The organism is Mesorhizobium waimense, assembly GCF_003601975.1.
GTDB lineage: Bacteria > Pseudomonadota > Alphaproteobacteria > Rhizobiales > Rhizobiaceae > Mesorhizobium > Mesorhizobium waimense.
In genome coordinates, this window is record NZ_QZWZ01000002.1 from 171,135 (window position 1) to 196,446 (window position 25,312).

Sequence of the window (25,312 nt, forward strand, 5' to 3'; positions counted from 1 at the left end):
TCTCTGTTTTATCTGTTAGTTCGCCATTCGTCGGACGGCAATCACCAAGCTATCCGAAGATGTTACATGCGGAAACGCAACGTTACGAAACTCATGGCCAGCTGATGCATTTTCTCTTCGACCGCTCACAGGAACGTGAGCGTTTCTTGAAGGAGAGATGTGATGAAAAAGATCATTCTTGCGTCGCTTTCGGCGCTTGCCCTGCTTGGGGTGGCAGCGTGCAGCGACAGCGGCACAGACAACACCACAACACAGAGCACAAATCCGCCGGCAGCCGAAGAGCCGATGAAGCCTGCCGCCCCGGCAGCTCCTGACGCTACGAAGCCTGCCGAACCGGCTCCGGCAGCACCTGCTGCGCCCGCGCAGTAGAATGAGATGAGCGGAAAAGGCCGGCATCAAGCCGGCCTTCTCCTGCCAGAATACCAGCAAATGTGACCGAGCGCGGTGGCGCCCGGTCGCATTGTCAAGGGTTGGGCGCTTCGTCAGGCATCCCAAATCGATCGAGCCTGCGGCACTGTCTTCGCTTGATAGCGGTGGGCGGTTCGCACTAAGAAGCCCTATGTCGATTTGGGACCGCCTCGGCGACTTCATCATACGCGTTTCGTCTTCGGCGTCGTCAGGCGTTGCCGATGTCGTGGAGGCCGTGCGGACCGTTTTCTCCGGTGACCCGGATCTGCGGCGCCGCGTCGCCTTTTCGGTGGCGATGATCGCGCTGGCGGCCAAGATGGCCAAAGCCGACGGCATTGTCACCCAGAACGAGGTGCGCGCCTTCCAGGAAATATTCGAGGTTCCGCCGAAGGAGACGCGCAACGTGGCGCGCCTTTACGATCTGGCCAAGCGGGACGTCGCCGGGTTCGAGATCTATGCCGCGCGCATGGCGCAGTTATGCGGCTCGGGCCATGCGAACTGCATGATGCTTGAGGACATACTCGACGGCCTGTTCCACATAGCCAAGGCGGACGGGATGATCCACGAACGCGAAGGCCTGTTCCTGCATCGCATCGCCGAGATATTCCGGATCGAAGAGGCACATTACCAGAGTATCCTGGCGCGGCACGTCGATCTGGGTGCAGCCGATCCCTATGTCGTGCTCGGCATCGAGCGCGGAAAACCATTCGAGGAGATCAGGAAACGCTACCGCAAGCTGGTTTCCGACAATCATCCCGACCGGCTGATCGCACGCGGTCTGCCGCAGGAATTCATCAAGATCGCCACGACCAGGGTCGCGGCGATCAATGCCGCCTATGAGATGATCGAGCGAGGCCTGCGGCACATATGAGCAGTTTCCTGCCCGACGAGCCGAGCGCCGAGGTCAGGGTATCGCCGAATTTCGGCCCGCGGCGCGACACGCTCAAGCCCAACATGATCGTGCTGCACTATACCGGCATGGCGACGGGTCCCGGTGCCGAGGCATGGCTGTGCGATCCGGCGAGCGAGGTTTCCGCCCACTATCTCGTCCATGAGGACGGCCGTATCGTCCAGATGGTGAGGGAAAGCGACCGCGCCTGGCATGCCGGCAAGGGTTCGTGGTTCGGACGCACCGACATCAACTCCTGTTCGGTCGGCATCGAGATCGTCAATTCTGGCCATTCGCTCGGCTATCCCGCTTTTCCAAGGCGGCAGATCGATGCCGTGATCGGCCTGTGCGCGGGGATCGTCCAACGCCATTTTATTCCGGCGCAAAGGGTGCTGGCCCATTCCGACGTGGCACCCGGACGCAAGATCGATCCGGGCGAAAAATTCCCCTGGAAAGCCCTGTTCGCGGCCGGTGTCGGCCACCTCGTCCCGGCGGCGCCGGTCCGGCGGGGTGCTGTGCTCAAGGCAGGCGATATGGGCCCGGAAGTCGAGGCGCTGCAGTCGATGCTGGCGGTCTACGGCTATGGGGTGGAGGTATCGGGTGTGTTCGACCGGCAGACTGGGATCGTGGTCGAAGCCTTTCAGCGGCATTTCCGCCCGCGCCTGGTCGACGGCGTGGCCGACGGCTCGACAATCCGCACGCTGCAAAGGCTTCTGGCTTCCGCTAAGGCAATCCTGTCAAAGTAATCCTTTTTGAGTCGATAAATTACAATCTGTCACGCAAAGTGACTTGCACCGCCTTCTTTGCCGCCAATTCGGCCTTCAAAGGCGAACCGTGCAAATTGTCGGACCTCTAGCCCTCCGGATGTACCGATATTGATTGGTGTAGCCGCGTGAAGTTCTTCGCGCGGTTCAAACAGAACAGGACCCCATGCAGAAATTGACTGTTTTAACGGCAGCTGTTGCTGCCGGCGTAATGACTTTTGCCATCGGTGCGGCGAATGGCGCACCACTGAGCCAGAGGGCAGACCAGGGATTCTCCGCCGTACCCGTCAAGGCTGCCCCGCCTAAAGCAGCTCAGGGTGCAAAGGCCAAGAGGACGGCCACTGCGAAGGTCGAAAAGGCAGCTGCGGTGAAGGCCCGAAAGGCGACGGCCAAACGGCATGTGAAGCGCAACAGGAAGAGCATCGATCTGACGACGACGGCATCGATCCGCCCGCAGAATGCCGCGGTTTCGGCAGTTGCGCCCGCTGAGGCCGGCCAGTATTCGGCTATCATCGCCCGCTATGCGGCGGCCGAAGGCGTGCCGGTGTCGCTGGCCAAGGCCGTGATCAAGATCGAGAGCAACTACCGACCGAACATCGTCGGCGGCGCCGGCGAGATCGGGCTGATGCAGATCAAGCCGGCAACGGCGCGGATGATGGGCTATACCGGCTCGGTCAAGGGCCTGTTCAATCCCGACACCAACATCAAATACGGCATGAAGTACCTGGCCATGGCCAGGGGTCTGGGCGGCGGCACGACCTGCGGCACGATCCTGAAATACAATGCCGGGCACGCCGCCAAGCGCATGAACCCGGTGTCGGCGGCTTACTGCAGCAAGGTGAAGGTGCAGATGGCCGCGCTTGGGACACCTGTGTGACCGTCCAGGCATAAGCTGCTTTTTTCGTTTGCGTTTTCAGGCGTGAACCCCTTTATACGCTCTGCCAGCTGGCCGGGCGGCCGCACCCGCGAAGCCGAAAGGCTGCGGGTGAGGAAAGTCCGGGCTCCATGGAGACACGGTGCCGGTTAATGGCCGGCGGGGGCGACCCCAGGGAAAGTGCCACAGAAAGCAAACCGCCACGGCATCCGGTGTCCGCAAGGCCACCGGGATCCGCGGCAAGGGTGAAAGGGTGGGGTAAGAGCCCACCGCGCGACTGGCAACAGGAGCGGCACGGTAAACCCCACCGGGAGCAAGACCGAATAGGGGCGGTGCGAGGGGAAACCCTCGAGGGCTGTTTCCGGCTCACCGTCCGGGTAGGTTGCGTGAGGCGCATGGCAACATGCGCCCAAGATGAATGGCCGCCACGTTCTCGCGCCGCAAGGAGCGAGGGCCATACAGAACCCGGCTTACAGGCCAGCTGGCAATTTCTCTCGGTGATATCGCAGTAAAATCTCTTGATATCAGCCGGCTGCGCCTTTTGGCGCGCCGTCTAGCCCGTCCAGAGATGCTTCGATCGCCTGCCAAAGCTCCTCCAGCGGTTCGCAGCCGACCGACAGGCGCACGAAACCGGGAGGCACGGCGTCTCCGCGTTTGGCGCGCCGTTCGGCCGAGGTGTGGACGCCGCCGAAGGAGGTCGCCGCCTCAATCAGCGGGCAGTTGTTGATGAATGCCTCGGCCTTCTCTTCCGAGGCCATTTCGAACGAAACCAGAAAGCCGAAGCGTTCCATCTGGGCGCGGGCGAGATTGTGCGACGGATCGCCCTCCAGTCCGGGAAAGCGCAGGCCGCTTACGGCGCGATGATCCTTCAGCCTTTGCGCGATAATCTCCGCCGAAGAACACATGCGGTCGAAACGCACGTCCAGCGTTTCCAGCCCGCGATGCACGAGCCAGGCCTCGAACGGTCCAGGGATGGCGCCCGACATCTCTCGCCAGCCGGTCACGGCCGCGAGGATGTCGTCGCTGCGGCTGGCGACGTGGCCGAACAGCACGTCGGAATGGCCATTGGTCGCTTTGGTGTCGGCGGAGACGACGATGTCGGCGCCGAGGTCGAGCGGGCGCTGGCCGAAGGGCGTCATCGCCGTGTTGTCGGCAACGAGGATCGCGCCGGCTTCGTGGGCGGCCTTGGCGACAGCGGCGATATCGCAAATATCCAGTTGCGGGTTCGAAGGGGTCTCGACGAAAGCCAGGTGATAGCCGGCGAAGCCACCGTCGAGAAAGGTCGATGTGGGCCGCAAGTCATAGGCAATACCGAATGGTTTGAGGAAGCGCTCGGCCAGCGCCCGTGTGGCGTGATAGCCGTCCGATGGCAAAAGCACGCGGTCGCCGGACTTCAGAAGCGCGAAAAAAATCGCCGAGATCGCGGCCATTCCGGATGGGAAGGTGATGCACCGGGCGTTTTCCAGATGGCCAAGAGCGTGCTCGACGGCATCCCAGGTCGGATTGCTGTAGCGGCCGTACTCATTAAAACCGGTCGCATCCCCTGGGGTGTGAAAGATGGCGGCCATGGTCAGCGGCAAAGGGATCGGGTCGCCCGTGGCGAATCCGCTGTTGCGCAAATGGGCAAGTGCTGCGGCGCGCGACCTGGCTGTTTCGGACATCGATCTCACACCTTGTTGCCGACGGAAGAAGACCGGGTGACGCTATGCGTGCCAACGGGTTGCAGCAAGCGCCCTCCGGTTGGGCCACGGGGCTCTAAACCCTTCGTTAGGCTTAATAGAGGATAAAGACGGGCGTGCCGTCACAGCTGCGTTCCCAGCTTGTTGCGCGCACGTTTGTGAAGCCTGTTCCCGTTGACGCCCATAGTGCCCCATGATATCCCATTTCGATACCAAAGCCTTCGTTCCGCGTCAGGGTGAAGCGTACGCCAATCGGGCAGCCGCTGCGGCTGTACGTTTGCGCGCTTTTGCCCCGACGGACGGCGCGAATCTTCGGAAGGGACCGCGCTGCGGCGGTGCGGGCGAAACGATGCAGAGGGGTGCGGCGGCGGAAGCGGCTGTAGCACGTAATGGACCGGTTTCTGTCAAGCGCGGTGAACAGGATCGATGCGAAGGGACGGGTCTCCGTTCCGGCGCATTTCCGCTCGGTCGTGCAGAAACGCGGCTATTCGGACCTCTATGGCCTGCGCTGCCTGGATATCCCGGCGATGGATGTCGGCGGCTTGGACCTGCTCGACCGCTACGAGCAGCGCATCGCGCAGGAGGATCCCTTCCTGCAGACGGCGGACGACATGTCCTTCTTCTGCCATGGCGACGGGTCGTTCCTGAAACTGGACCAGGACGGTCGCATCACGATGACCGATTTCATCCGCGAGCATACCGGCATTTCGGCGGAAGTGGCCTTTGTCGGCCGCGGCAATTTCTTTCAGATCTGGGAGCCGGGGCGACTTGCCGCCTATGGAGCGCAGGCGCGCGCCCGGCTTTTGCAGCTTCGGCAGGGGACGAAGCCTGGGGAGCGACCGGAATGATGGTGGGCGACGGCGATGATCTTCACGCCGTTGGCGGACCAGTCCGCCACATTCCGGTCCTCCTTGCCGAAGTTCTGGAGGCGCTTTCGCCCAAAGCCGGCGAAGTAATCGTCGACGGCACGTTCGGCGCCGGCGGCTACACCACGGCTGTTCTTGCAACCGGTGCTTCGGTCGTGGCCATCGACCGCGATCCCGATGCCATCGCGGCGGGTCGTGTTCTCGAACAGCAATCGGGCGGCCGGCTGCGGCTGGTGCAGGCGCCGTTCTCGACGCTCGACGAGCATGTCGAAAGCGCCGACGGCGTTGTGCTCGACATCGGCGTCTCTTCCATGCAGCTCGACCAGGCCGAACGCGGCTTCTCGTTCCGCAACGATGGGCCGCTCGACATGCGCATGGCGCAGGCAGGGCTCAGCGCGGCAGACGTCGTCAACAGCTTCAAGGCCGGTGACCTTGCGCGCATCTTCGGCTTTCTGGGCGAGGAGCGTCACGCCGGCCGCATCGCCCGCATGATCGAGAGCCGCCGTGAAAAGCGGCCGTTCGAACGCACGCTCGACCTCGCCGACGCCATCGAGACGCATATCGGCCGCGCCCCGAAGGACAAGATCCATCCGGCGACGCGCGTTTTCCAGGCGTTGCGCATCTTCGTCAATGACGAGCTTGGCGAACTGGCCAAGGCGCTGTTTGCGGCCGAGCGTGTGCTCAAGCCCGGTGGGCGGCTGGCCGTGGTGACGTTCCATTCGCTTGAGGACCGCATCGTCAAGCGCTTCATCGCCGACCGCTCCGATGCGGCGAGCGGCTCGCGCCACTTGCCCGAGGCGCAGGCGCGGATGGCGACGTTTCGCAAGGCCGGCGGCGGCGTGACGGCGGGCGATGCCGAGATCGCAGCCAACCCGCGAGCACGTTCGGCCAGGCTGCGCGCGGCAATCCGCACCGAGGCGCCGACGCGCAGCAGTGACTTTTCGATTTTCGGCCTTCCAAAGCTTCCCGGCATCGACCTGCCGGGAGAGAGGTGAGCACGTGTTTCGTACCAGCGACATAGTCCTTATCGCGGTCATGGTCTCGGCGGCCGCCCTGACCTACAAGACCAAGCGCGAGGCCGAGGAACAATTGGCCGCGGTGCAGAAGATCCAGGCGCAGATCCACTACGAGGAAGACACGATCGATCTTCTGAAGGCGGACTGGAGCCTGCTCACCCAACCGTCGCGCCTACAGAAGCTGGCCGAAATCTACAAGTCGCAGTTGGGGCTCGAGCCGGTCAACGCGCGCCAGATCGTCGGCCTCGACGATCTTCCGGCAAAACCGGTCAACATCGAGGATCTGTCTTCGCAACGGCTGGGCGGCATGGCCGACAATTCCGGCAAAGGGCCCTCGGGCGGCAAGGATCCCGTGGTGACCGGAGGCATCGTCCAATGATCGCCAGACTTCCAGTAATGGGCAAACTTCCAAAGATCGGCGGACTGCTGAAGCGTCGCGCCAGGCCCGGCGAAGATGGCTCGATCGTGGTCGAGGGTGCCCGCAAGTCGACCGGCGGCAAGGCCAGGACCCGCATCGTCATGACGATGGCGGTGTTTTTCGGCATCTATTCGGCCATCGCCGGCAGGCTGGTCTATCTCGGCTTCCAGAATCCCGACATGTCGGGTGGGCCGCAGAGCCGGGTGACGGCGTCGCGGCCCGATATCGTCGACCGCAACGGCGAGGTGCTGGCGACCGACATCAAGACGGCCTCGCTGTTTGCCGAGCCGCGCCGCATCGTCGACGCCGACGAGGCGATCGAGAAGCTGTCGACGGTGCTTCCAGAGATCGACTACGAACAGACCTATCACAAGCTGAAAAGCGGCGCCGGCTTCGTCTGGCTGCAGCGGCAACTGACACCGAAGCAGCAGGCTGACATCATGCAACTCGGTATCCCCGGCTTTGGCTTCCGTACCGAAAAACGCCGCTTCTATCCGGCCGGCGAGACCTCGTCCTACATCGTCGGTCTGACCAATATCGACAACCAGGGCATCTCCGGCATGGAGAAATATGTCGACGAGCAAGGTCTGACCGACCTTCAGGCGTCGGGCCTGGCGGTGGCCAGGGACCTGAAGCCGGTGCAGCTCTCGATCGACCTGCGCGTCCAGCACATCGTGCGCGACGAGGTGGCCACCGGCATGGAACGCTTCCACGCCATCGCCGCAGGCGCCGTCGTCCTCAATGTCAAGACCGGCGAAGTGCTGGCGATGGCTTCGGTGCCGGACTTCGACCCCAACAATCCCTACAATGCCCAGGACAAGGACCGGTTGAACCGCATGTCGGCGGGCCTCTACGAGATGGGTTCGACGTTCAAGAGCTTCACCACCGCCATGGCGCTGGATTCAGGCAAGGTGACCCTGGAGAGCCGGTTCGACGCCTCGCGTCCGATCAGGATCGGCCATCAGACCATTCATGACTTCCACGGCAAGGGGCGTGTCCTGTCGGTACCGGAGGTGTTCATTTATTCCTCCAATATCGGCTCGGCCAAGGAGGCCGAAGCGGTGGGCATCGAGGGGCATCGCGAATTCCTGCATCGGCTGGGCATTCTCGAGAAGATGCAGACGGAACTGCCCGAGGTCGCACGCCCGACCGAACCCAAGGTGTGGAAACAGGTCAATTCGATCACCATCGCCTTTGGCCATGGTGTGTCGACGACCCCGCTGCAGACCGCCGTCGGCTGTGCCGCGCTGATGAATGGCGGCTACCTTATCGAGCCGACATTCCTGCCGCGCACGCAGGAGCAAGCCATGACGGTGGCCAAGAAAGTGGTCAGCGAAAAGACCGTCGAAGGCATGCGCTATCTCTATGCGCTCAACGCCGAGAAAGGCTCGGGCAAGAGCGCCAGAGTTCCTGGCTTTCGCGTCGGCGGCAAGACCGGAACGGCCGAGAAGGTCGTCAACGGCCGCTACTCGAAGGACAAGAATTTCAATGCCTTCGTCGCCGCTTTCCCGATGGACGACCCGCAGTACATCGTGCTGACGATCGCCGACGAACCAAAGCCGGAAAAGCCCGGTATGGGCGCCACCGCGGCCTCGAATGCTGGCGTCATGGCGGGCAATATCATCCGGCGCGCGGCTTCAATGCTTGGCGTGAAGCCAGATTTCAGCCATGAAAATGGTGCAACGCTGGTTTCCTATCAGTGATTCTTGGGGCGCGCCGGCAACTGCGCGCTATTTTGTTGCGATGAACGGGTTTCGATGCAGCTGAAAGAACTAGCCGGTATCCTGCGTGTCGAGGGAACAGCTTCCCTCGACCTGGAGGTGACCGGGATTTCCTCGGATTCCCGCCAGGTAAAACCCGGCGTCGTCTTTTTCGCGCTCACCGGTACCAAGGCGGATGGCGCGGCCTATGCCGAGGATGCTGCCCAGCGCGGAGCGGCGGCGATCGTGGCGGCCAAGTCCAGCGCCATTGCCGGGCTGTCGGTCCCGGTTCTCGCCGTCGGCGACCCGCGCCTGGCGCTGGCGCTGTGTGCCGCCCGCTTCTTCGGCAGGCAGCCGGAGACCATGGTGGCGGTGACGGGCACCAGCGGCAAGACCTCGGTCGCCGCCTTCACGCGACAGATATGGGAGCAGGCCGGCCTTGCCGCCGCTTCGATCGGCACCACCGGCGTGGTGGCGCCTGGCCGCAACGAATATGGCTCGCTAACCACGCCCGACCCGGTGGCATTGCACCAGCTTCTGCGCGAACTGGCGGATGCCGGCGTCACCCACGCGTCGATGGAAGCCTCCAGTCATGGTCTCGACCAGCGCCGGCTCGACGGCGTCAAACTCGCCGCCGGCGGCTTCACCAATCTCGGCCGCGACCACATGGACTATCACCCGACCGTCGAGGAGTATCACCAGGCGAAATTGCGCCTGTTCGACACGCTGCTGCCCAAGGGCGCGCCGGCGGTCATCTTCGCCGACGATCCATGGTCGGAGCCGACGATCAAAGCGGCCAAGGCAGCAGGGTTGACCGTGCTGACGGTCGGTCGCCACGGCGATTTCCTCAGGCTGAAGCGGGTCGAGCATGAGCGCCATCGCCAGCGCGCCGAAGTCGAATCCGACGGCGTGCTGCATGAAATCGACTTGCCGCTGGCCGGCGATTTCCAGATCGCGAACGCATTGGTTTCGGCCGGCTTGGCCATTTCAACTGGAATACCTGTCGCCAAAGCCCTGATCGCATTGGAAAAATTGAAGGGTGCGCCGGGACGGCTCGATCTCGTCGGCACCACCGGGAATGGCGCGCCTGTCTATGTCGACTACGCCCACAAGCCGGACGCGCTGGAAAACGTGCTCGCCTCGGTGCGGCCGTTTACCACCGGCCGTGTCATCGTCGTCTTCGGCTGCGGCGGCGATCGCGACAGGGGCAAGCGGCCGATCATGGGCGAGATCGCGATGCGGCTCGCCGATGTCGTCATCGTCACCGATGACAATCCGCGTTCGGAGGTGCCGGAAACGATCCGCGCCGCGATCCTCGCCGCTGCACCCGGCGCCATCGAGATCGGCGACCGGCGCAAGGCGATCCACGAGGCGGTGGCCATGCTTCACGCCGGCGATACGCTGATCGTGGCCGGCAAGGGCCACGAGGAAGGCCAGACCATCGGCGCCGAGACGTTGCATTTCTCCGACCACGAGGAAGTCCGTGCGGCGCTCAGGGAGCGCGCCGCATGAGCTCCCTGTGGTCCTCCGAAGCGCTGGTCGACGCGATGGGCGGCCGGCCGATCGGCCCGATGCCGGAGGGCATATCCGGCATTTCGATCGACAGCCGCAGCCTGCAGCCGGGGGACGCTTTCTTCGCCATCAAGGGCGAGGCAATGGATGGCCATGATTTCGCGACAGCCGCCGTCAAGGCCGGCGCCGGCGTGCTGGTCGTCGCCGAGGGCAAATTGCCGTCGCTGGGGCGCCTGACCGCGCCGATGATCGTGGTCCAGGACGTGCTTGCCGCGCTGGAAAAGCTTGGCATCGCGGCCCGCGCGCGCGCCAACGCCAGGATCATCGCGGTGACCGGCTCGGCCGGCAAGACGACCACCAAGGAAGCGCTGCGCCACGTGCTGTCGGCGGTCGGCAAGGTGCATGCGTCGGCGCAGTCGTTCAACAACCATTGGGGCGTGCCGCTGACGCTGGCGCGGATGCCCGCCGATTGCGACTATGCCGTGTTCGAGATCGGTATGAACCATCCGGACGAAATCCGGCCGCTGGTCAAGATGGTCCGGCCGCATGTCGCCATCGTCACGCTGATCGCGGCGGCGCATCTCGGCTTCTTCAAAAACCTCGACGAAATCGCCAAGGCCAAGGCCGAGATCTTCGAGGGGCTGGAACCGGACGGTGCCGCCCTGCTCAACCGCGACGACGGGCGCTGGAAACTGCTGGACAAGATGGCTAAGGCTGCCGGTGTCGAGCATGTCTTCGGCTTCGGCGAAAATGCCCGCTCGACCTTCAGACTGGTCAAATGCGAGCTGCATGCCGACCATTCCATGATCACCGCCAGGATTGGCGGACAGGAAGTCGCCGCCCGCGTCGGCGCGCCCGGCCGCCACGTGGTGCAGAATGTGCTGGCCGTGCTGGGCGCGGCGCAACTGGTTGGTGCCGATATCGGCACGGTGGCCTCGGCGCTGGCCAACCTCTCGGCTGAGCGCGGCCGCGGCAAGCGCCATGTGCTGCGCCATCCGAAAGGGCAGATCACGCTGATCGACGAGAGCTACAACGCCAATCCGGCCTCGATGGAGGCGGCGATGGCGCTGCTCAACGCAACGCCTGTGTCGGGCGAGGGCAGGCGCATCGCCGTGCTCGGCGACATGCTCGAGCTCGGCGACCATTCGGCGAAGCTGCACGCAGCCCTTGCCGACCTGATCGTCGGCACCGAAACGCGCACGGTCTTTCTCGGCGGCCCGGAAATGCGGGCATTGGCGGACATCCTGCCCGACGACATCGAAACGGAGTATCGCGCCGGCGCCGAGGCGTTGAAGCCGCTGCTGCTGTCGGTGTTGAAGCCTGGCGACGTGGTGATGATCAAATCGTCGAAAGGCATCGGTTTTTCAAAGCTGGTCGAGGCATTGCTCGGCAAATTTCCGGCGCAAGCCACAACCATTGAACAGACCTAGGGCCGGCCCGGGGGACGGAGTTTCATGTTCACATTGCTCGTCGATTTCGCGGACAAGATCTCGGTCTTCAACGTCTTCCGCTACATCACCTTCCGCACCGGCGGGGCGCTGATCACCTCGGCGCTGATCGTCTTCATCTTCGGGCCGACCATCATCAATTCGCTGCGCCTTCGGCAGGGCAAAGGCCAGCCGATCCGCGCCGACGGGCCGCAGACGCATTTCAAGAAAGCCGGCACGCCGACCATGGGCGGGCTGATGATCCTTTGCGGCATCATCGGCTCATCGCTTTTGTGGGCGAACCTCTCCAGCATCTATGTCTGGGTGGTGATGCTTGTGACGCTCGGCTTCGGCTCGATCGGCTTCTACGACGACTATCTGAAGGTGACCAAGCAGTCGCATCTGGGCTTTTCCGGCAAGGCAAGGCTGGCGCTCGAGTTCGTCATCGCCGGCATCGCCGCCTGGGTGATCATGCATAACGGCCAGGCGCCGTTCTCCTCGTCGCTGACCTTCCCCTTCGCCAAGGAATTCATCGTCAATCTCGGCTGGTTCTTCGTGCCGTTCTCCTGCTTCGTCATCGTCGGCGCCGGCAATGCGGTCAACCTGACCGACGGTCTCGACGGGCTGGCGATCGTGCCGATCATGATCGCGGCGGCCTCTTTCGGCGTCATCGCCTACCTGTCGGGCAACGCGGTGTTCGCCGAATATCTGCAGATCCATTTCGTTCCCGGCACCGGCGAACTGGCCGTCGTGCTCGGCGCGGTCATTGGCGCCGGCCTCGGCTTCCTGTGGTTCAACGCGCCGCCGGCGGCGATCTTCATGGGTGATACCGGCTCGCTGGCGATGGGTGGCCTGATCGGCAACGTCGCCGTGGCGACCAAGCACGAGATCGTCCTGGTCATCGTCGGCGGTCTGTTCGTGGTGGAGATCCTGTCGGTGATCATCCAGGTCGGCTACTTCAAGATGACCGGCAAGCGCGTGTTCCTGATGGCGCCGATCCATCATCATTTCGAAAAGCTCGGCTGGACCGAAAGCCAGGTGGTGATCCGCTTCTGGATCATCGCCGTGATCCTGGCGCTGGTCGGCCTGTCGACCCTCAAGCTCAGATAGGACGCCCTTGATCCCCGCCTCATCCTTCGCAGGCAAGCGTGTTTCGCTCTTCGGGCTCGGCGGTTCGGGGATCGCCACCGCGCATGCGCTGATCGCGGGTGGGGCCGACATCCTCGCCTGGGACGACAATCCGGACAGCGTCGCCAAGGCGGCTGCCGTGGGTATAGCGACAGCGGACTTGCGCGGCGCCGACTGGGCCGGGTTTTCGGCCTTCGTGCTATCGCCCGGCGTGCCGCTGACGCATCCCAAGCCGCACTGGGCCGTGGAACTCGCACGCGGTGCCGGCGTCGAGGTGATCGGCGATATCGAGCTGTTCTGCCGCGAGCGGATCTTGCGTGCGCCCGAGGCATCCTTCATCGCCATCACCGGCACCAACGGCAAGTCGACGACGACGGCGCTGACGGCGCATATTTTGAAATCGGCCGGCCGAAACACCCAGATGGGCGGCAATATTGGCCGCGCCATCATGACGCTCGATCCGCCTCAGGCAGGGCGGCACTATGTCGTGGAATGCTCGTCCTACCAGATCGACCTTGCGCCCTCGATCAATCCCACCGCTGGCATCCTGCTCAATTTGACGCCGGACCATCTCGACCGGCACGGCACCATGCAGCACTACGCTTCGATCAAGGAGCGGCTGGTGGCCGGCAGCGAAACCGCGATCGTTGGCGTCGACGATTCCTGGTGCGCCCAGATCGCCGACCGGCTGGAGCGGGCGGGCAGGCAGGTCATCCGCATTTCCAAGCGCCTGCCGCTGACCGACGGCTATTTCGCCGACGGCGGCAATCTGATGGAAGCAGCTAATGGCCGCTACAGCCGCGTCGCCTTTCTCGACGGCATCGGCTCGCTGCGCGGCCAGCACAATGCGCAGAATGCGCTTGCCGCGGTCGCGGCCTGCCTGAAGGTCGGGCTGGAGCTGGGCGAGATCCAGGCCGGGCTGGAGAGCTTTCCCGGGCTGGCACACCGCATGGAGCAGGTCGGCCGCAAGGACCATGTGCTGTTCATCAACGATTCCAAGGCGACCAATGCCGACGCGGCCGCACCGGCGCTGTCGAGTTTCTCGCGCATCTACTGGATTGCCGGCGGATTACCCAAGGAAGGCGGCATCGAGCCGCTGCGCGGTTTCTTTCCGCGCATCGCCAAGGCCTATCTGATCGGCGAAGCGGCGCCGGGCTTTTCAGCGACGCTCGGCGAGGCCGTGCCCTACGAGATCTCGGGCACACTGGCGGCCGCGGTCGCGCATGCGGCCAACGATGCCGCGCGCGACGATGGCGGCGAGGCGGTGGTGCTTTTGTCGCCGGCTTGCGCCAGTTTCGACCAGTTCAAGAATTTCGAAGTGCGCGGCGAAGCCTTCAGGCAAGCTGCGAGCGCTATAGATGGTGTGAAACCCATCGGAGGGCCACGATAATGCAAAGCCGTCTCGACAAAAGTCCGGTTGCGACCTGGTGGTGGACGATCGATCGCTGGTTCCTGGCGGCGTTCCTGTCGCTGATGGGGTTGGGCATCGTGCTGTCCTTCGCGGCGAGCCCGGCGGTAGCCGAACGCATCGGCCTCGACAGCTTCCACTTCGCCACCAGACAGATCATCTTCACCGTGCCGGCGCTGGGCGTGATGCTGGCAGTCTCCTTCCTGGAATCGCGGCAGATCCGGCGCGTGGCGCTGGCGATGCTGTGCATCATGCTCGTGCTGATGGTGGTGGTGCTCTACATCGGCGTCGAAGTGAAGGGAGCCCGGCGCTGGATATCGCTTGCCGGTCTGTCGATCCAGCCGTCGGAATTCCTGAAGCCGGCCTTCGTCATCGTCTGTGCCTGGCTGTTCGCCGAACACAAGCGCCAGCCCGACATTCCCGGCAATCTGTTTGCCATGCTGCTTCTGATCCTGGTCGTCTCGCTTCTGGTCGCCCAGCCGGATCTCGGTCAGACCATGCTGGTGACCGGCACCTGGGGCGTCATGTTCTTTATGGCAGGCCTGCCATGGCTGTGGATCATTGCGCTTGGCGTTACCGGCGCCAGTGGCTTGTTTGCCGCCTATACGGTGTTCCCGCACGTCGCCGCCCGCATCGACAAATTTTTGACAGGAGAGGGCGATACTTTCCAGGTCGACATGGGGCGCGAGGCGCTGATCAATGGCGGCTGGTTCGGCGTCGGCCCAGGTGAGGGCACCGTCAAGCGGGTCATTCCCGACAGCCATGCCGACTTCGTCTTTTCGGTCGCCGGCGAGGAGTTCGGGCTGATCATGTGCTTCTTCATCATGTCGATCTTCGCCTTCATCGTGTTGCGCGGCCTCAACACCGCGATGAAGGAACAGGACGATTTCACGCGCTATGCCGTCGGTGGGCTGGTCACGGTGTTCGGCCTGCAGTCGGTCATCAACATGTGCGTCAACCTGCAGCTGATGCCGGCCAAGGGCATGACGCTGCCGTTCATCTCCTATGGCGGCTCCTCGCAGATCGCCATCGCCATCTCGATGGGCATGGTGCTGGCGCTGACGCGCAAGCGGCCGGAAAAGCGCAAGCAGATGGGCTTTGCCTTCTCGCAGCGCGCCATGCCGGCGGAGTGAGATGTCGAGAGGTGTGATCCTTCTGGCGGCCGGCGGCACGGGCGGACATCTCTTCCCGGCCGAGGCGCTGGCGCATGAGCTCAACGAGCGCGGCTGGACGGTACATCTGGCCACCGACCACCGTGTCGAGCGTTTTTCCAGCCATTTTCCAGGCGCCGTCCATCCGATCCACTCGGCGACCCTGGGATCGAAGAATCCCGTGGCGGTCATTGGCGCCTTCTGGAAGATCTGGCGTGGGGTGCGGCAGGCTTCCGGCATCATCGCCAGGTTCAAGCCGGAAGCCGTCGTCGGTTTTGGCGGCTACCCGACGCTGCCGCCGCTCTATGCGGCGACCAGGCGCAAGGTGCCGACGCTGATCCACGAGCAGAATGCGGTGATGGGTCGCGCCAACCGGGCGCTGGCAGCCCGTGTCGACGCCATCGCCGGCGGCTTCCTGCCGGAGGATGAAAGTGCCGCGGGTGCCAAGACGGTGACCACGGGCAACCCGGTCAGGCCGCAAGTGCTGGAGGCGGCAAAGACGCCCTATGTGGCCTCGGCTGGCGAAGAACCCTTCCGGCTGCTGGTGTTCGGCGGCAGCCAGGGCGCGCAGTTCTTCTCCGACGCGGTGCCCTCGGCCATCGGACTGCTGACCGAGCCACAGCGCAAGCGGCTGGTGATAACCCAGCAGGCGCGCGCGGAGGATGTGGCGCGGGTGAAGTCGGCCTACGCCGCCCTTGGGGTCGACGCGCAGGTCTTGCCTTTCTTCACCGACATGGCGGCGCGGATGGCGGCCGCACATCTGGTGATGTCACGCTCGGGTGCCTCCACGGTCTCGGAAATCGCCGTCATCGGCAGGCCGGCGCTGCTGGTGCCCTATCCGCATGCGCTCGACCATGACCAGGCGGCCAATGCAGCGGCCCTTGCCGCGGCGGGCGGAGCCGAGGTGCATCCGCAGTCCACGCTTTCGCCGGAGCGCATCGCTGCGCTCGTTGGCGGGCTGATGGACGACCCCGACAGGCTGACGGCCATGGCCGCGGCCGCCAGATCGGCCGGAAAACCGGACGCGGCGCGGTTGCTCGCCGATCTGACAGAGGCTATTGCGTCCAGGAAAACCGTTTCGGATTTCAGGAAGGGGACGCAAGCATGAAGATGCCGCAGACGATCGGCCTTGTGCATTTCATCGGCATTGGCGGCATCGGCATGAGCGGCATCGCCGAGGTGCTGCACAATCTCGGCTACAGGGTCCAGGGCTCCGACCAGGCCGAAAGCGCCAATGTGCAGCGGCTGCGCGACAAGGGTATCGAGTGCTTCGTCGGCCACAGGGAAGAAAACCTCGGCGACGCCGAAGTGGTGGTCGTCTCGACCGCGATCAAGAAATCCAACCCGGAGCTGAAGGCGGCGCGGGAGAAACTGCTGCCCATCGTGCGGCGCGCCGAGATGCTGGCCGAATTGATGCGCTTTCGCCAGGCGGTGGCGATCGGCGGCACGCATGGCAAGACGACGACGACATCGATGGTGGCAACGCTGCTCGAAGCCGGCGGGCTCGACCCGACGGTCATCAATGGCGGCATCATCAACGCCTATGGCACCAACGCTCGCATGGGCGACGGCGAATGGATGGTGGTCGAGGCCGACGAGAGCGACGGCACCTTCCTGAAACTGCCGGCCGAGATCGCGGTGGTCACCAACATCGATCCCGAGCATCTCGACCACTATGGCAGTTTCGACAAGGTGCGTGAGGCATTTCGCCAGTTCGTCGAGAACGTGCCGTTTTACGGCTTCGGCGTGATGTGCACCGACCATCCGGAAGTGCAGGCGCTGGTCGGCCGCATCGAGGACCGGCGCGTCATCACCTATGGCGAGAATGCACAGGCCGACGTGCGCTTCACCAATCATCGCATGGCCGGCGCCATTTCGGAATTCGACGTGGTGATCCGCGACCGCAAAGGCCGCGGCCAGACGACGATATCAGGCCTGCGCCTGCCCATGCCCGGCCGCCACAATGTTTCCAACGCGACGGCGGCGATCGCGGTCGCGCATGAGCTCGGCCTGTCGGCAGAGGCGATCAAGAAGGGCCTGTCGTCCTTCGCCGGCGTCAAACGGCGCTTCACCTACACCGGCTCGTGGAATGGTGTCGAAATCTTCGACGACTACGGCCACCACCCGGTCGAGATCACCGCGGTGCTGAAGGCGGCGCGCAGCGCCACCGCTGGCCGCGTCATCGCCATTGCGCAGCCGCATCGCTTCACCCGACTTCACGATCTGTTCAACGAGTTCTCGGTCTGCTTCAACGATGCCGATACGGTCATGGTGGCACCCGTCTATGCGGCGGGCGAGGAGCCGATTGACGGTGTGACGTCGGATGCGCTGGTGTCGCGCATCCGCGCTGGCGGCCACCGCGACGCGCGCTACATCGAAAGTCCTGCCGCGATTGCGCCTATCATCCGCGAGCTGGCCAAGCCGGGCGACTTCGTCGTCTTCCTCGGTGCCGGCAACATCACCCAATGGGCCTATGCGCTGCCCAGGGAACTCGGCGGGACGGTCTCATGATGCGCGGCCAGGCCCTGATCGACAAGCTTGGCGACCGGCTTGCCGGCCTGCGCGGCCGCATCACGCCCAATGCCGAGATGGACAAGATCACCTGGTTCCGCGCCGGCGGGCTTGCGGAAGCCCTGTTCCAGCCGGCCGACGAGGAGGATCTCGCCGAGTTCCTGCGGGCGGTTCCCGAAGACATTCCGCTGATGGTCGTCGGCGTCGGCTCGAACCTCCTGGTGCGCGACGGCGGCATTCCCGGCTTCGTCATCCGTCTTTCCGCGAAAGGATTCGGCGAGGCCGAGGTCGTTGGGCCAACCACCATCAAGGCGGGTGCGGCGACGCCGGACAAGCGGGTCGCCGCCGTCGCCTATGAAGCGGGCATTGGCGGCTTTCATTTCTACCACGGCATTCCCGGCGCCATCGGCGGCGCGCTCAGGATGAACGCCGGCGCCAATGGCGTCGAGACGCGCGAGCGTGTCGTCGAGGTGAGGGCGCTCGACCGCAAGGGCAATCTTCACACGCTGAGCAATGCCGATATGGGTTATGCCTACCGCCATTCGTCGGCGCCCTCGGGGCTGATCTTTACGTCGGCGACTTTCGAAGGAACCTTGCAGGACCAGGCGACGATCAAGGCGGCGATGGATGCCGTGCAGAACCATCGCGAGACCGTGCAGCCGATCCGCGAAAAGACCGGCGGCTCAACCTTCAAGAATCCTGAAGGCACTTCGGCCTGGAAGGAGATCGACAAGGCGGGCTGCCGCGGGCTGATGATCGGCGGCGCGCAGATGTCGCCGATGCACTGCAACTTCATGATCAACACGGGAACGGCGACCGGCTACGACCTCGAATATCTCGGCGAGACGGTGCGGGCGCGGGTGCTTGAAAACTCGGGCATCCGGCTGCAGTGGGAAATCAAGCGCCTCGGCGATTTCCGGCCGGGCCATGCCGTCCAGGAATTCCTCGGCCAGTTACTTTAGCGTGAGCTGAAGTTCATGTGATGCATGAACTTCAAGTTGCCTGAAATACCCCCGCGACCGTTGCTCCAAAGACTCACAACACAGTTTTCGCGGCCGTTTTCGCGGAAAGTGAATCTGTCGGAATCATAAGCGCTTGCCAGCGAATCAACTCTCTGATTCTCTGCCCTGAAGCGTTTCCTGATTTGAGTCGTTCGACGCGTCACCCGCGTTTTCCGTCTGGGGGGCAACCTGCCGGGAGACTCGGACTCAATGTTGCGGAAATATTGGTTGCCGACCCGCCGTGAGAGGGGATGACGGGAAATGAAAAGTAAGCATGTGGCCGTCCTCCTGGGTGGATTCTCGTCGGAGCGGCCCGTGTCTCTGTCCTCGGGGAAGGCGTGTGCCGATGCGCTTGAGAAGGAAGGCTACCAGGTCACCCGCGTCGATGTTGCGCGCGATGTCGGCGCCGTCCTTGCCGAACTCAAGCCCGATGTCGTCTTCAATGCGCTGCACGGCCCTTTCGGCGAGGATGGTACCATCCAAGGCATCCTCGAATATCTGGCCATCCGCTACACCCATTCCGGCGTGCTTGCCTCGGCGCTTGCCATGAACAAGGAACTGGCCAAGAAGGTCGCCAAGGCGGCGGGCGTTCCGGTCGCAGAATCGAAAGTGACCAGCCGCTTCGCCATCCAGAACAAGCATCCGATGAAGCCGCCCTATGTGGTCAAGCCGGTGAATGAAGGATCGAGCTTCGGCGTCGTCATCGTGCATGAGGGGCAGTCGCATCCGCCACAGGTCATCGGCTCGTCGGAGTGGAAATACGGCGATACCGTCATGGTCGAGCGCTATGTGCATGGGCGCGAGTTGACCTGCGCGGTGATGGGCGATGTGGCGCTCGGCGTCTGCGAGATCATTCCGACCGGCCATTCCTTCTACGACTATGATTCAAAATACGTCGCGGGCGGATCAAAACACGAAACCCCTGCTAAAATTTCACCGAATATTTACCAAAAAATACAGACACTGGCGCTCAAGGCTCACCAAGCTATCGGTTGCCGGGGCGTCTCCCGGTCGGACTTCCGTTACGACGACCGTCACTCCGAAAACGGCGAGGTTGTCTGGCTCGAGGTCAACACCCAGCCGGGCATGACGCCGACGTCTCTGGTGCCCGAAATCGCCGCGCATGCGGGACATTCGTTCGGCGATTTGTTGAGTTGGATGGTGGAGGACGCTTCGTGTCTGCGTTGAAATGGGGCCAGGGCAAGGGGACGGGCGCGGCTGGGCCGACGCTGTTCGGCGTGCCACTGTCGTTCGACCATTTCGTGCTGCCGCGGCTGCTCCGACGGCCGGTGCGCGTGCTTGCGCGCCTGGGCGAGGGTGAGTTCACCGCGCCGCCTTTCTCCGCCGCGATCCTGTCGGCCGTGCTCATCGGATCGGGCAGCGCCTATGGCGCTTATCTCGGCGGCTACACCGACAGCATCGTCCAGGGCATCACTGCCCGCACGGGCTTTGCCGTCGACCAGATCAAGGTGGTCGGCAATCGCGAAACCTCCGAGATCGACATACTGGACCGGCTTCAGCTCGATGGCTGGACCTCGCTGATCGGCTTCGACGCCGAAGCCGCGCGCGAGCGGATCGCGACGCTGCCTTGGGTCGAGGTCGCCGCGGTGCGCAAGGTCTATCCGCATACGCTGGAAGTGCGCATCGAGGAGCGCGAGCCTTTCGCGCTCTGGCAGCAGGGCAATACGCTTTCGGTGATCGAGCGGTCCGGCGAGGTGATCGCGCCGTTCTCGGGTGGCAAGCAGGCCTTGCTGCCGCTGATCATCGGCACCGGCGCGCCGGCCAAGGCTCCGGATTTCCTAGCCAAGATCAAGAAATATCCAGAGCTGGCGGCGCGCGTCAAAGGCTATATCCGCATTGGCGAGCGGCGCTGGGACCTGAAGCTCGAGAACGGCATTACGATCAAGCTGCCGGAGGATGGCGAGGATCAGGCGATCGCCGACCTGGTCAGGATGGACCGTGACAATGGGCTTTTGACGCGCGACATCGCCGCGGTCGACATGCGTCTCTCCGACCGCCTCGTCGTGCAACTGACGCCGGAAGCGGCGACGCAGCGCGAAGCGGCGCTGAACGAAAAGCCGCAGAAGCTGAAGCGCAAGCCGGAGACGAAGATATGAGCTGGCTTGGCGGCAACAGTGATGCCTCCTCGCGCCGCTCCGGCACATTGACGGTGCTGGATGTCGGTTCGAGCAAGGTTTGCTGCGTGGTGGCAAAGCTGAAGCCGCGCGACGACGGCAAGCTGTTGCGGGGACGCTCGCACCGCATCCAGGTGATCGGCATCGGTCACCAGAAATCGCAAGGCGTGAAGTCGGGCGTCGTCGTCGATCTCGACCGGGCCGAGCACGCTATCCGTCTCGCCGTCGACGCCGCCGAGCGTATGGCGGGGCTGACGGTGGATTCGCTCATCGTCAACATGACGGCCGGCCGGCTGAAGAGCGAGGCCTTCTCGGCCACCATCAACCTTGGCGGCCATCAGGCCGACGAGGCCGACATCAAGCGGGTGCTGGCCGCCGGCGCCAAGCAGGCGCTCAAGGCCGAGCGCGAGGTGATCCATTCGCTTCCCGTCGGCTTCTCGCTGGATTCCGAGCGCGGCGTGCGCGATCCGCGCGGCATGGTCGGTGAATCGCTCGGCGTCGACATGCATGTGCTGACCGGCGATGCCGCGCCGCTGCGCAATCTGGAGCTCTGCATCAACCGCTCGCATTTGTCGGTCGAGCGCATGGTGGCGACGCCCTATGCCAGCGGGCTTGCCGCCCTGGTCGACGACGAGCTCGAAATGGGCGCGGCCTGCATCGACATGGGCGGCGGAACGACGACGATCTCGGTGTTCTCCGAAGGCAAGTTCGTCCATGGCGACGCCATCGCTATCGGTGGCAACCACGTCACGCTGGATATGGCCAAGGGCCTGTCGACCTCGCTCGACGCGGCCGAGCGGCTCAAGGTGATGCATGGCTCGGCTCTGCCCGGCAGCGCCGACGACCGCGATCTGGTTTCGATCCAGCCGATCGGCGAAGAGGGCGAGATGCCGCTGCAGGTGCCGCGCTCGATGATGACGCGCATCATCCGCGCCCGCATCGACGAAACGCTCGAACTGCTGCGCGACCGGCTGAACAAATCCGGCTACGGCAATGCCGTCGGCAAGCGCGTCGTGCTCACCGGCGGTGCCAGCCAGCTTTCCGGCCTGCCGGAGGCGGCACGCCGCATTCTCGGGCGCAATGTGCGCATCGGTCGCCCGCTCGGCGTGGCGGGCCTGCCGGAAGCGGCCAAGGGGCCGGCATTCTCGACCCCGGTCGGGCTGCTGATCTATCCGCAGATGGCGAGCTTCGAGAGCCATCCGGCGAAAGGAATTTCCGGTCTCAGGATGACCGGAACGGGCGGAAAACTGCATCGCATGAGTCAGTGGTTGAGAGACAGTTTCTAAATTGACGGGGACAGCCCCATAGGCGGCCGCAGCGGCGAAGCGGCGGGAAAGGCAAAGGACGGAGACAATGACGATCAATCTGCAAAAGCCGGACATCACCGAGCTGAAGCCACGCATCACCGTGTTCGGTGTCGGCGGCGGCGGCGGCAATGCCGTCAACAACATGATCACCGCCGGCTTGCGCGGTGTCGAGTTCGTGGTGGCCAACACCGACGCCCAGGCATTGACGATGTCGAAGGCGGAGCGGCTGATCCAGCTCGGCGCGCATGTCACCGAGGGGCTCGGTGCCGGATCGCAGCCGGAAGTCGGGCGCGCGGCGGCCGAGGAGTGCATCGACGAGATCATCGATCATCTCTCCAACACCCATATGTGCTTCGTCACCGCCGGCATGGGCGGCGGCACCGGCACGGGTGCTGCGCCGGTGGTTGCGCGGGCCGCGCGCGAAAAGGGCATCCTTACCGTCGGCGTCGTCACCAAGCCGTTCCATTTCGAAGGCCAGCGCCGCATGAAGACGGCCGATTTGGGTATCGAGGAACTGCAGAAATGCGTCGATACGCTGATCGTCATCCCCAACCAGAACCTGTTCCGGCTGGCCAATGACAAGACCACCTTCGCCGATGCCTTCGCCATGGCCGACCAGGTGCTCTACTCCGGCGTCGCCTGCATCACCGACCTGATGGTCAAGGAAGGCCTGATCAATCTCGACTTCGCCGACGTCCGTTCGGTAATGCGCGAGATGGGCAAGGCGATGATGGGCACCGGCGAAGCTTCGGGCGAGGGCCGTGCCATGGCCGCCGCCGAGGCGGCGATCGCCAACCCGTTGCTCGACGAGACCTCGATGAAGGGTGCCAAGGGCCTGCTGATCTCGATCACCGGCGGCCGCGACCTGACGCTGTTCGAGGTCGACGAGGCCGCGACCCGCATCCGCGAAGAGGTCGACCAGGACGCCAACATCATCCTGGGCGCCACGTTCGACGAAGAGCTCGAAGGCGTGATCCGGGTCTCGGTGGTCGCCACCGGCATCGACAAGTCGGCGGCCGAAATCGCCGCTGCTCCGATCTCGATCCGCGCCGCGCCGCAAAAGCCGGTCAGCCGCCCGGCAGTCGCGATCGCGGAAAGCCGTCCGGCACCTGTCCAGCAGGCGGCATACGAACCGCGCGCGGTGGATCCGGTGGCTGAGGCCATCCAGCTTGCCGAAGCCAATGCGGCCGCCATGGCGCGTCCGGCGCCCATGGCGCATGCGGAAGATTTCCGTCCGCAGAGCAAGATCTTCCAGGCGCCGCCTGCCCAGCCGCAGCCGGTCGTTCAGCAGCAGGTCGTGCAGCCCGCACCGCTGCGGGAAATGCCGCAGCCAGTTGCCGCCGCGCCGCAGCGCATGCCGCGCGTCGAGGACTTTCCGCCGGTGGTGAAGGCGGAAGTGGAAGCCAAGAGCCGCCCGGTCGACCACCATGAGAACGGCGGTCCGATGGGCCTGCTCAAGCGCCTGACCAACGGGCTGACGCGTCGCGAGGAAGAGCCTGCACGGTTGCAGCCGGCGCAACCGCGCGAACCCAAACTGCGCCAGGCGGCACCGGAAGTGCGCCGTCTTGCCAGCCAGGATCCGCAGCTCTACGCGCCGCGCCGCGGGCAGCTTGACGACCAGGGCCGGCTGACGCCGCAGAGCCGGGCTGTGCAGGAAGACGACCAGCTGGAGATTCCGGCTTTCCTGCGCCGTCAGGCCAACTGAGCTGTTAACGGTCCGTAACAATTGTTAACAGGCAGACAAGCGATTGTTTGCCTGTTGACGCAAAAAGAAGTTGTAAAACAGAGTGTTACGAGAGGTGTCTCGCTCCATGTCGCGGTTACGGCAGGAAAGAAACCGTGATTTGGAGTCTCCCAGCCGGACCACTATCTTCGCCCGGATTACCTTCGGTTTGCCGGGATTCGGGGAGTTGGCCCTGCCTGCCGATCACTTCAAGAGCCGCGCGCCCTCAGGGCTGATGAAGCGGACGATGGCAGTTTGGGCTTATGGGGTTTGTCTTGCAAGACTATCAGACGACACTTAAATCGCGTGCGACGTTGACGGGTACCGGCGTTCACAGCGGCAAGCCCGTTACCGTTCATTTCCTGCCCGCGGACGCAGACACCGGTATCCTCTTCCAGCTTACGAATGGCGGCGAGAGCCGCGAGTTCCGCGCCCTTGTTTCCGAAGTCGGCGCGACCGATCTCTGCACCATGCTGGGGGATCCGGCGGGCGACCACATAGGCACCGTCGAGCATCTGATGGCCACGGTGTTCGGCCTTGGCCTCGACAACCTCATCATCGAGATCGACGGTCCTGAAGTCCCGATCCTGGACGGCAGCGCGATTGCGTTCGTGGAGGCCTTCGACCAGGCCGGCGTCGAGACGCTGCCGGTCAAGCGCCGCTATATAAGGGTGGTCAAGCCGGTTCGCATCGAGAACGGCGCGTCCTGGGCGGAGTTTCGGCCCTATGACGGCACCCGCTTCGAGATCGAGATCGATTTCGAGAGCCCGGCGATCGGCCGCCAGCTCTTCGCATCCGACATCAATGCTGACATTTTCCGCCGCGACATCGCGCGGGCCCGCACGTTCGGTTTCATGAAGGATGTTGAGCGCCTGTGGGCGGCCGGCTACGCGCTTGGCTCGTCGCTGGAAAACTCGCTGGTGATCGGCGACGACAACCGCGTCATCAACATGGGCGGCCTGCGTTATCCCAATGAGTTCGCGCGCCACAAGACGCTGGACGCGATGGGCGACCTGGCGCTGGCCGGCGCCCGCTTCATCGGCTGCTTCCGATCCTATCGCGGCGGTCACAGGATGAATGCGGCGGCTTTGCGGCGGCTTTTGTCCGACCGTTCGGCGTTCGAGATCGTCGAGACAACGCGCCGCGAACGCGGCCGGAGTGCCGAGATGAGCGCCGTCAGCGCGCCCGTCTATGCGCCCTGGATGATCTGATTCTTAACGATTTTCTGGCTTGCTGGCGGCTGGCTTGTGTTGCATGGATGCATCACGGGTTGGTGAAATCATACGATCATGCGCCTACCGCCAAACCGCCACAAAAATGTGCGATTGGCCGGAGATAGCGTTGCCGGGCAAGGCGGTTATGGTTTATGGCTGCTGCCCCAGACCCGAAATGACG

General features: G+C 64.0%; 22 protein-coding genes and 1 other RNA gene. 22 read left to right on the forward strand and 1 reads right to left on the reverse strand.

What is annotated here, in order from left to right:
* Nucleotides 1–162 precede the first annotated feature (162 nt).
* The 5 genes from D3227_RS03380 to rnpB all read left to right on the forward strand — a co-directional run bounded on the left by D3227_RS03380 (nucleotide 163) and on the right by rnpB (nucleotide 3,424).
* Nucleotides 163–369 (forward strand): hypothetical protein, encoded by a 207-nt coding sequence (locus D3227_RS03380; RefSeq protein WP_120012519.1) that lies wholly within the window; start codon nucleotides 163–165, stop codon nucleotides 367–369.
* A 190-nt stretch (nucleotides 370–559) separates the two neighbouring features.
* Entirely contained in the window at nucleotides 560–1,279 is a 720-nt protein-coding gene (locus D3227_RS03385) for a J domain-containing protein (RefSeq protein ID WP_120012521.1), read from the forward strand.
* Nucleotides 1,276–2,043 carry an N-acetylmuramoyl-L-alanine amidase gene (locus D3227_RS03390; RefSeq protein WP_120012523.1) on the forward strand — a complete coding sequence of 256 codons (768 nt, stop codon included), beginning with the start codon at nucleotides 1,276–1,278 and terminating at the stop codon, nucleotides 2,041–2,043. The genes D3227_RS03385 and D3227_RS03390 overlap by 4 nt, the downstream gene beginning before the upstream one ends.
* Before the next feature lie 184 nt (nucleotides 2,044–2,227).
* Nucleotides 2,228–2,938 carry a lytic transglycosylase domain-containing protein gene (locus D3227_RS03395; RefSeq protein WP_120012525.1) on the forward strand — a complete coding sequence of 237 codons (711 nt, stop codon included), beginning with the start codon at nucleotides 2,228–2,230 and terminating at the stop codon, nucleotides 2,936–2,938.
* A gap of 64 nt (nucleotides 2,939–3,002) precedes the next feature.
* Nucleotides 3,003–3,424, forward strand: an RNA gene (rnpB, locus tag D3227_RS03400) — RNase P RNA component class A.
* 35 nt (nucleotides 3,425–3,459) lie between these two features.
* Here rnpB and D3227_RS03405 read toward each other — a convergent pair.
* Nucleotides 3,460–4,596: a cystathionine gamma-lyase gene (locus tag D3227_RS03405; RefSeq protein ID WP_120012527.1), complete on the reverse strand. Its 1,137-nt coding sequence runs from the start codon at nucleotides 4,594–4,596 to the stop codon at nucleotides 3,460–3,462.
* A gap of 407 nt (nucleotides 4,597–5,003) precedes the next feature.
* On the opposite strand from D3227_RS03405, the gene mraZ reads away from it, so the two are divergent.
* The 17 genes from mraZ (at nucleotide 5,004) to lpxC (ending at nucleotide 25,128) form a co-directional block, all read left to right on the forward strand.
* Complete coding sequence (gene mraZ, locus D3227_RS03410; protein ID WP_120012529.1) at nucleotides 5,004–5,462, forward strand: division/cell wall cluster transcriptional repressor MraZ; 459 nt, start codon at nucleotides 5,004–5,006, stop codon at nucleotides 5,460–5,462.
* A complete protein-coding gene (gene rsmH / locus D3227_RS03415; protein WP_120012531.1) occupies nucleotides 5,459–6,475 on the forward strand; it encodes a 16S rRNA (cytosine(1402)-N(4))-methyltransferase RsmH in 1,017 nt (338 codons plus the stop codon). The genes mraZ and rsmH overlap by 4 nt, the downstream gene beginning before the upstream one ends.
* Nucleotides 6,476–6,479: 4 nt before the next feature.
* Nucleotides 6,480–6,875: a cell division protein FtsL gene (gene ftsL / locus D3227_RS03420; protein ID WP_120012533.1), complete on the forward strand. Its 396-nt coding sequence runs from the start codon at nucleotides 6,480–6,482 to the stop codon at nucleotides 6,873–6,875.
* On the forward strand, nucleotides 6,872–8,617 hold the full coding sequence (locus D3227_RS03425; protein WP_208646333.1) for a peptidoglycan D,D-transpeptidase FtsI family protein: 1,746 nt from the start codon (nucleotides 6,872–6,874) through the stop codon (nucleotides 8,615–8,617). The genes ftsL and D3227_RS03425 overlap by 4 nt, the downstream gene beginning before the upstream one ends.
* 54 nt (nucleotides 8,618–8,671) lie before the next feature.
* Nucleotides 8,672–10,126: a UDP-N-acetylmuramoyl-L-alanyl-D-glutamate--2,6-diaminopimelate ligase gene (locus tag D3227_RS03430; protein WP_120012537.1), complete on the forward strand. Its 1,455-nt coding sequence runs from the start codon at nucleotides 8,672–8,674 to the stop codon at nucleotides 10,124–10,126.
* Nucleotides 10,123–11,556, forward strand: a complete 1,434-nt coding sequence (locus D3227_RS03435; protein WP_120012539.1) for a UDP-N-acetylmuramoylalanyl-D-glutamyl-2,6-diaminopimelate--D-alanyl-D-alanine ligase — start codon at nucleotides 10,123–10,125, stop codon at nucleotides 11,554–11,556. Before D3227_RS03430 ends, D3227_RS03435 begins: the two co-directional genes overlap by 4 nt.
* 24 nt (nucleotides 11,557–11,580) lie before the next feature.
* Nucleotides 11,581–12,663: a phospho-N-acetylmuramoyl-pentapeptide-transferase gene (gene mraY, locus D3227_RS03440; protein WP_120012541.1), complete on the forward strand. Its 1,083-nt coding sequence runs from the start codon at nucleotides 11,581–11,583 to the stop codon at nucleotides 12,661–12,663.
* A 7-nt stretch (nucleotides 12,664–12,670) separates the two neighbouring features.
* Entirely contained in the window at nucleotides 12,671–14,071 is a 1,401-nt protein-coding gene (gene murD, locus D3227_RS03445) for a UDP-N-acetylmuramoyl-L-alanine--D-glutamate ligase (protein ID WP_120012543.1), read from the forward strand.
* Nucleotides 14,071–15,222 (forward strand): putative lipid II flippase FtsW, encoded by a 1,152-nt coding sequence (ftsW, locus tag D3227_RS03450; protein ID WP_120012545.1) that lies wholly within the window; start codon nucleotides 14,071–14,073, stop codon nucleotides 15,220–15,222. Before murD ends, ftsW begins: the two co-directional genes overlap by 1 nt.
* Before the next feature lies 1 nt (nucleotide 15,223).
* Nucleotides 15,224–16,348 (forward strand): undecaprenyldiphospho-muramoylpentapeptide beta-N-acetylglucosaminyltransferase, encoded by a 1,125-nt coding sequence (gene murG, locus D3227_RS03455; protein WP_120012547.1) that lies wholly within the window; start codon nucleotides 15,224–15,226, stop codon nucleotides 16,346–16,348.
* Nucleotides 16,345–17,751, forward strand: coding sequence for a UDP-N-acetylmuramate--L-alanine ligase (murC, locus tag D3227_RS03460; protein ID WP_120012549.1), 1,407 nt, complete (start codon nucleotides 16,345–16,347; stop codon nucleotides 17,749–17,751). The genes murG and murC overlap by 4 nt, the downstream gene beginning before the upstream one ends.
* Nucleotides 17,748–18,713, forward strand: coding sequence for a UDP-N-acetylmuramate dehydrogenase (murB, locus tag D3227_RS03465; protein WP_120012551.1), 966 nt, complete (start codon nucleotides 17,748–17,750; stop codon nucleotides 18,711–18,713). Before murC ends, murB begins: the two co-directional genes overlap by 4 nt.
* A gap of 300 nt (nucleotides 18,714–19,013) precedes the next feature.
* Nucleotides 19,014–19,940, forward strand: a complete 927-nt coding sequence (locus D3227_RS03470; protein ID WP_120012554.1) for a D-alanine--D-alanine ligase — start codon at nucleotides 19,014–19,016, stop codon at nucleotides 19,938–19,940.
* Nucleotides 19,928–20,869: a cell division protein FtsQ/DivIB gene (locus D3227_RS03475; RefSeq protein ID WP_120012556.1), complete on the forward strand. Its 942-nt coding sequence runs from the start codon at nucleotides 19,928–19,930 to the stop codon at nucleotides 20,867–20,869. Before D3227_RS03470 ends, D3227_RS03475 begins: the two co-directional genes overlap by 13 nt.
* A complete protein-coding gene (gene ftsA / locus D3227_RS03480; RefSeq protein WP_120012558.1) occupies nucleotides 20,866–22,173 on the forward strand; it encodes a cell division protein FtsA in 1,308 nt (435 codons plus the stop codon). The genes D3227_RS03475 and ftsA overlap by 4 nt, the downstream gene beginning before the upstream one ends.
* 67 nt (nucleotides 22,174–22,240) lie before the next feature.
* Nucleotides 22,241–23,899, forward strand: a complete 1,659-nt coding sequence (gene ftsZ / locus D3227_RS03485; RefSeq protein WP_120012560.1) for a cell division protein FtsZ — start codon at nucleotides 22,241–22,243, stop codon at nucleotides 23,897–23,899.
* 281 nt (nucleotides 23,900–24,180) lie between these two features.
* Entirely contained in the window at nucleotides 24,181–25,128 is a 948-nt protein-coding gene (gene lpxC, locus D3227_RS03490; RefSeq protein WP_120012562.1) for a UDP-3-O-acyl-N-acetylglucosamine deacetylase, read from the forward strand.
* The last annotated feature ends 184 nt before the right edge of the window (nucleotides 25,129–25,312 follow it).

Coding starts and splice junctions, on each gene's coding strand:
- murB (WP_120012551.1), top strand. CDS start 17,748: ATGATGCGCGGCCAGGCCCTGATCGACAAGCTTGGCGACCGGCTTGCC.
- mraY (WP_120012541.1), top strand. CDS start 11,581: ATGTTCACATTGCTCGTCGATTTCGCGGACAAGATCTCGGTCTTCAAC.
- D3227_RS03380 (WP_120012519.1), top strand. CDS start 163: ATGAAAAAGATCATTCTTGCGTCGCTTTCGGCGCTTGCCCTGCTTGGG.
- D3227_RS03395 (WP_120012525.1), top strand. CDS start 2,228: ATGCAGAAATTGACTGTTTTAACGGCAGCTGTTGCTGCCGGCGTAATG.
- D3227_RS03385 (WP_120012521.1), top strand. CDS start 560: ATGTCGATTTGGGACCGCCTCGGCGACTTCATCATACGCGTTTCGTCT.
- D3227_RS03435 (WP_120012539.1), top strand. CDS start 10,123: ATGAGCTCCCTGTGGTCCTCCGAAGCGCTGGTCGACGCGATGGGCGGC.
- ftsW (WP_120012545.1), top strand. CDS start 14,071: ATGCAAAGCCGTCTCGACAAAAGTCCGGTTGCGACCTGGTGGTGGACG.
- mraZ (WP_120012529.1), top strand. CDS start 5,004: ATGGACCGGTTTCTGTCAAGCGCGGTGAACAGGATCGATGCGAAGGGA.
- D3227_RS03390 (WP_120012523.1), top strand. CDS start 1,276: ATGAGCAGTTTCCTGCCCGACGAGCCGAGCGCCGAGGTCAGGGTATCG.
- ftsZ (WP_120012560.1), top strand. CDS start 22,241: ATGACGATCAATCTGCAAAAGCCGGACATCACCGAGCTGAAGCCACGC.
- D3227_RS03470 (WP_120012554.1), top strand. CDS start 19,014: ATGAAAAGTAAGCATGTGGCCGTCCTCCTGGGTGGATTCTCGTCGGAG.
- ftsA (WP_120012558.1), top strand. CDS start 20,866: ATGAGCTGGCTTGGCGGCAACAGTGATGCCTCCTCGCGCCGCTCCGGC.
- D3227_RS03425 (WP_208646333.1), top strand. CDS start 6,872: ATGATCGCCAGACTTCCAGTAATGGGCAAACTTCCAAAGATCGGCGGA.
- D3227_RS03405 (WP_120012527.1), bottom strand. CDS start 4,596: ATGTCCGAAACAGCCAGGTCGCGCGCCGCAGCACTTGCCCATTTGCGC.
- murC (WP_120012549.1), top strand. CDS start 16,345: ATGAAGATGCCGCAGACGATCGGCCTTGTGCATTTCATCGGCATTGGC.
- rsmH (WP_120012531.1), top strand. CDS start 5,459: ATGATGGTGGGCGACGGCGATGATCTTCACGCCGTTGGCGGACCAGTC.
- D3227_RS03430 (WP_120012537.1), top strand. CDS start 8,672: ATGCAGCTGAAAGAACTAGCCGGTATCCTGCGTGTCGAGGGAACAGCT.
- lpxC (WP_120012562.1), top strand. CDS start 24,181: ATGGGGTTTGTCTTGCAAGACTATCAGACGACACTTAAATCGCGTGCG.
- murG (WP_120012547.1), top strand. CDS start 15,224: ATGTCGAGAGGTGTGATCCTTCTGGCGGCCGGCGGCACGGGCGGACAT.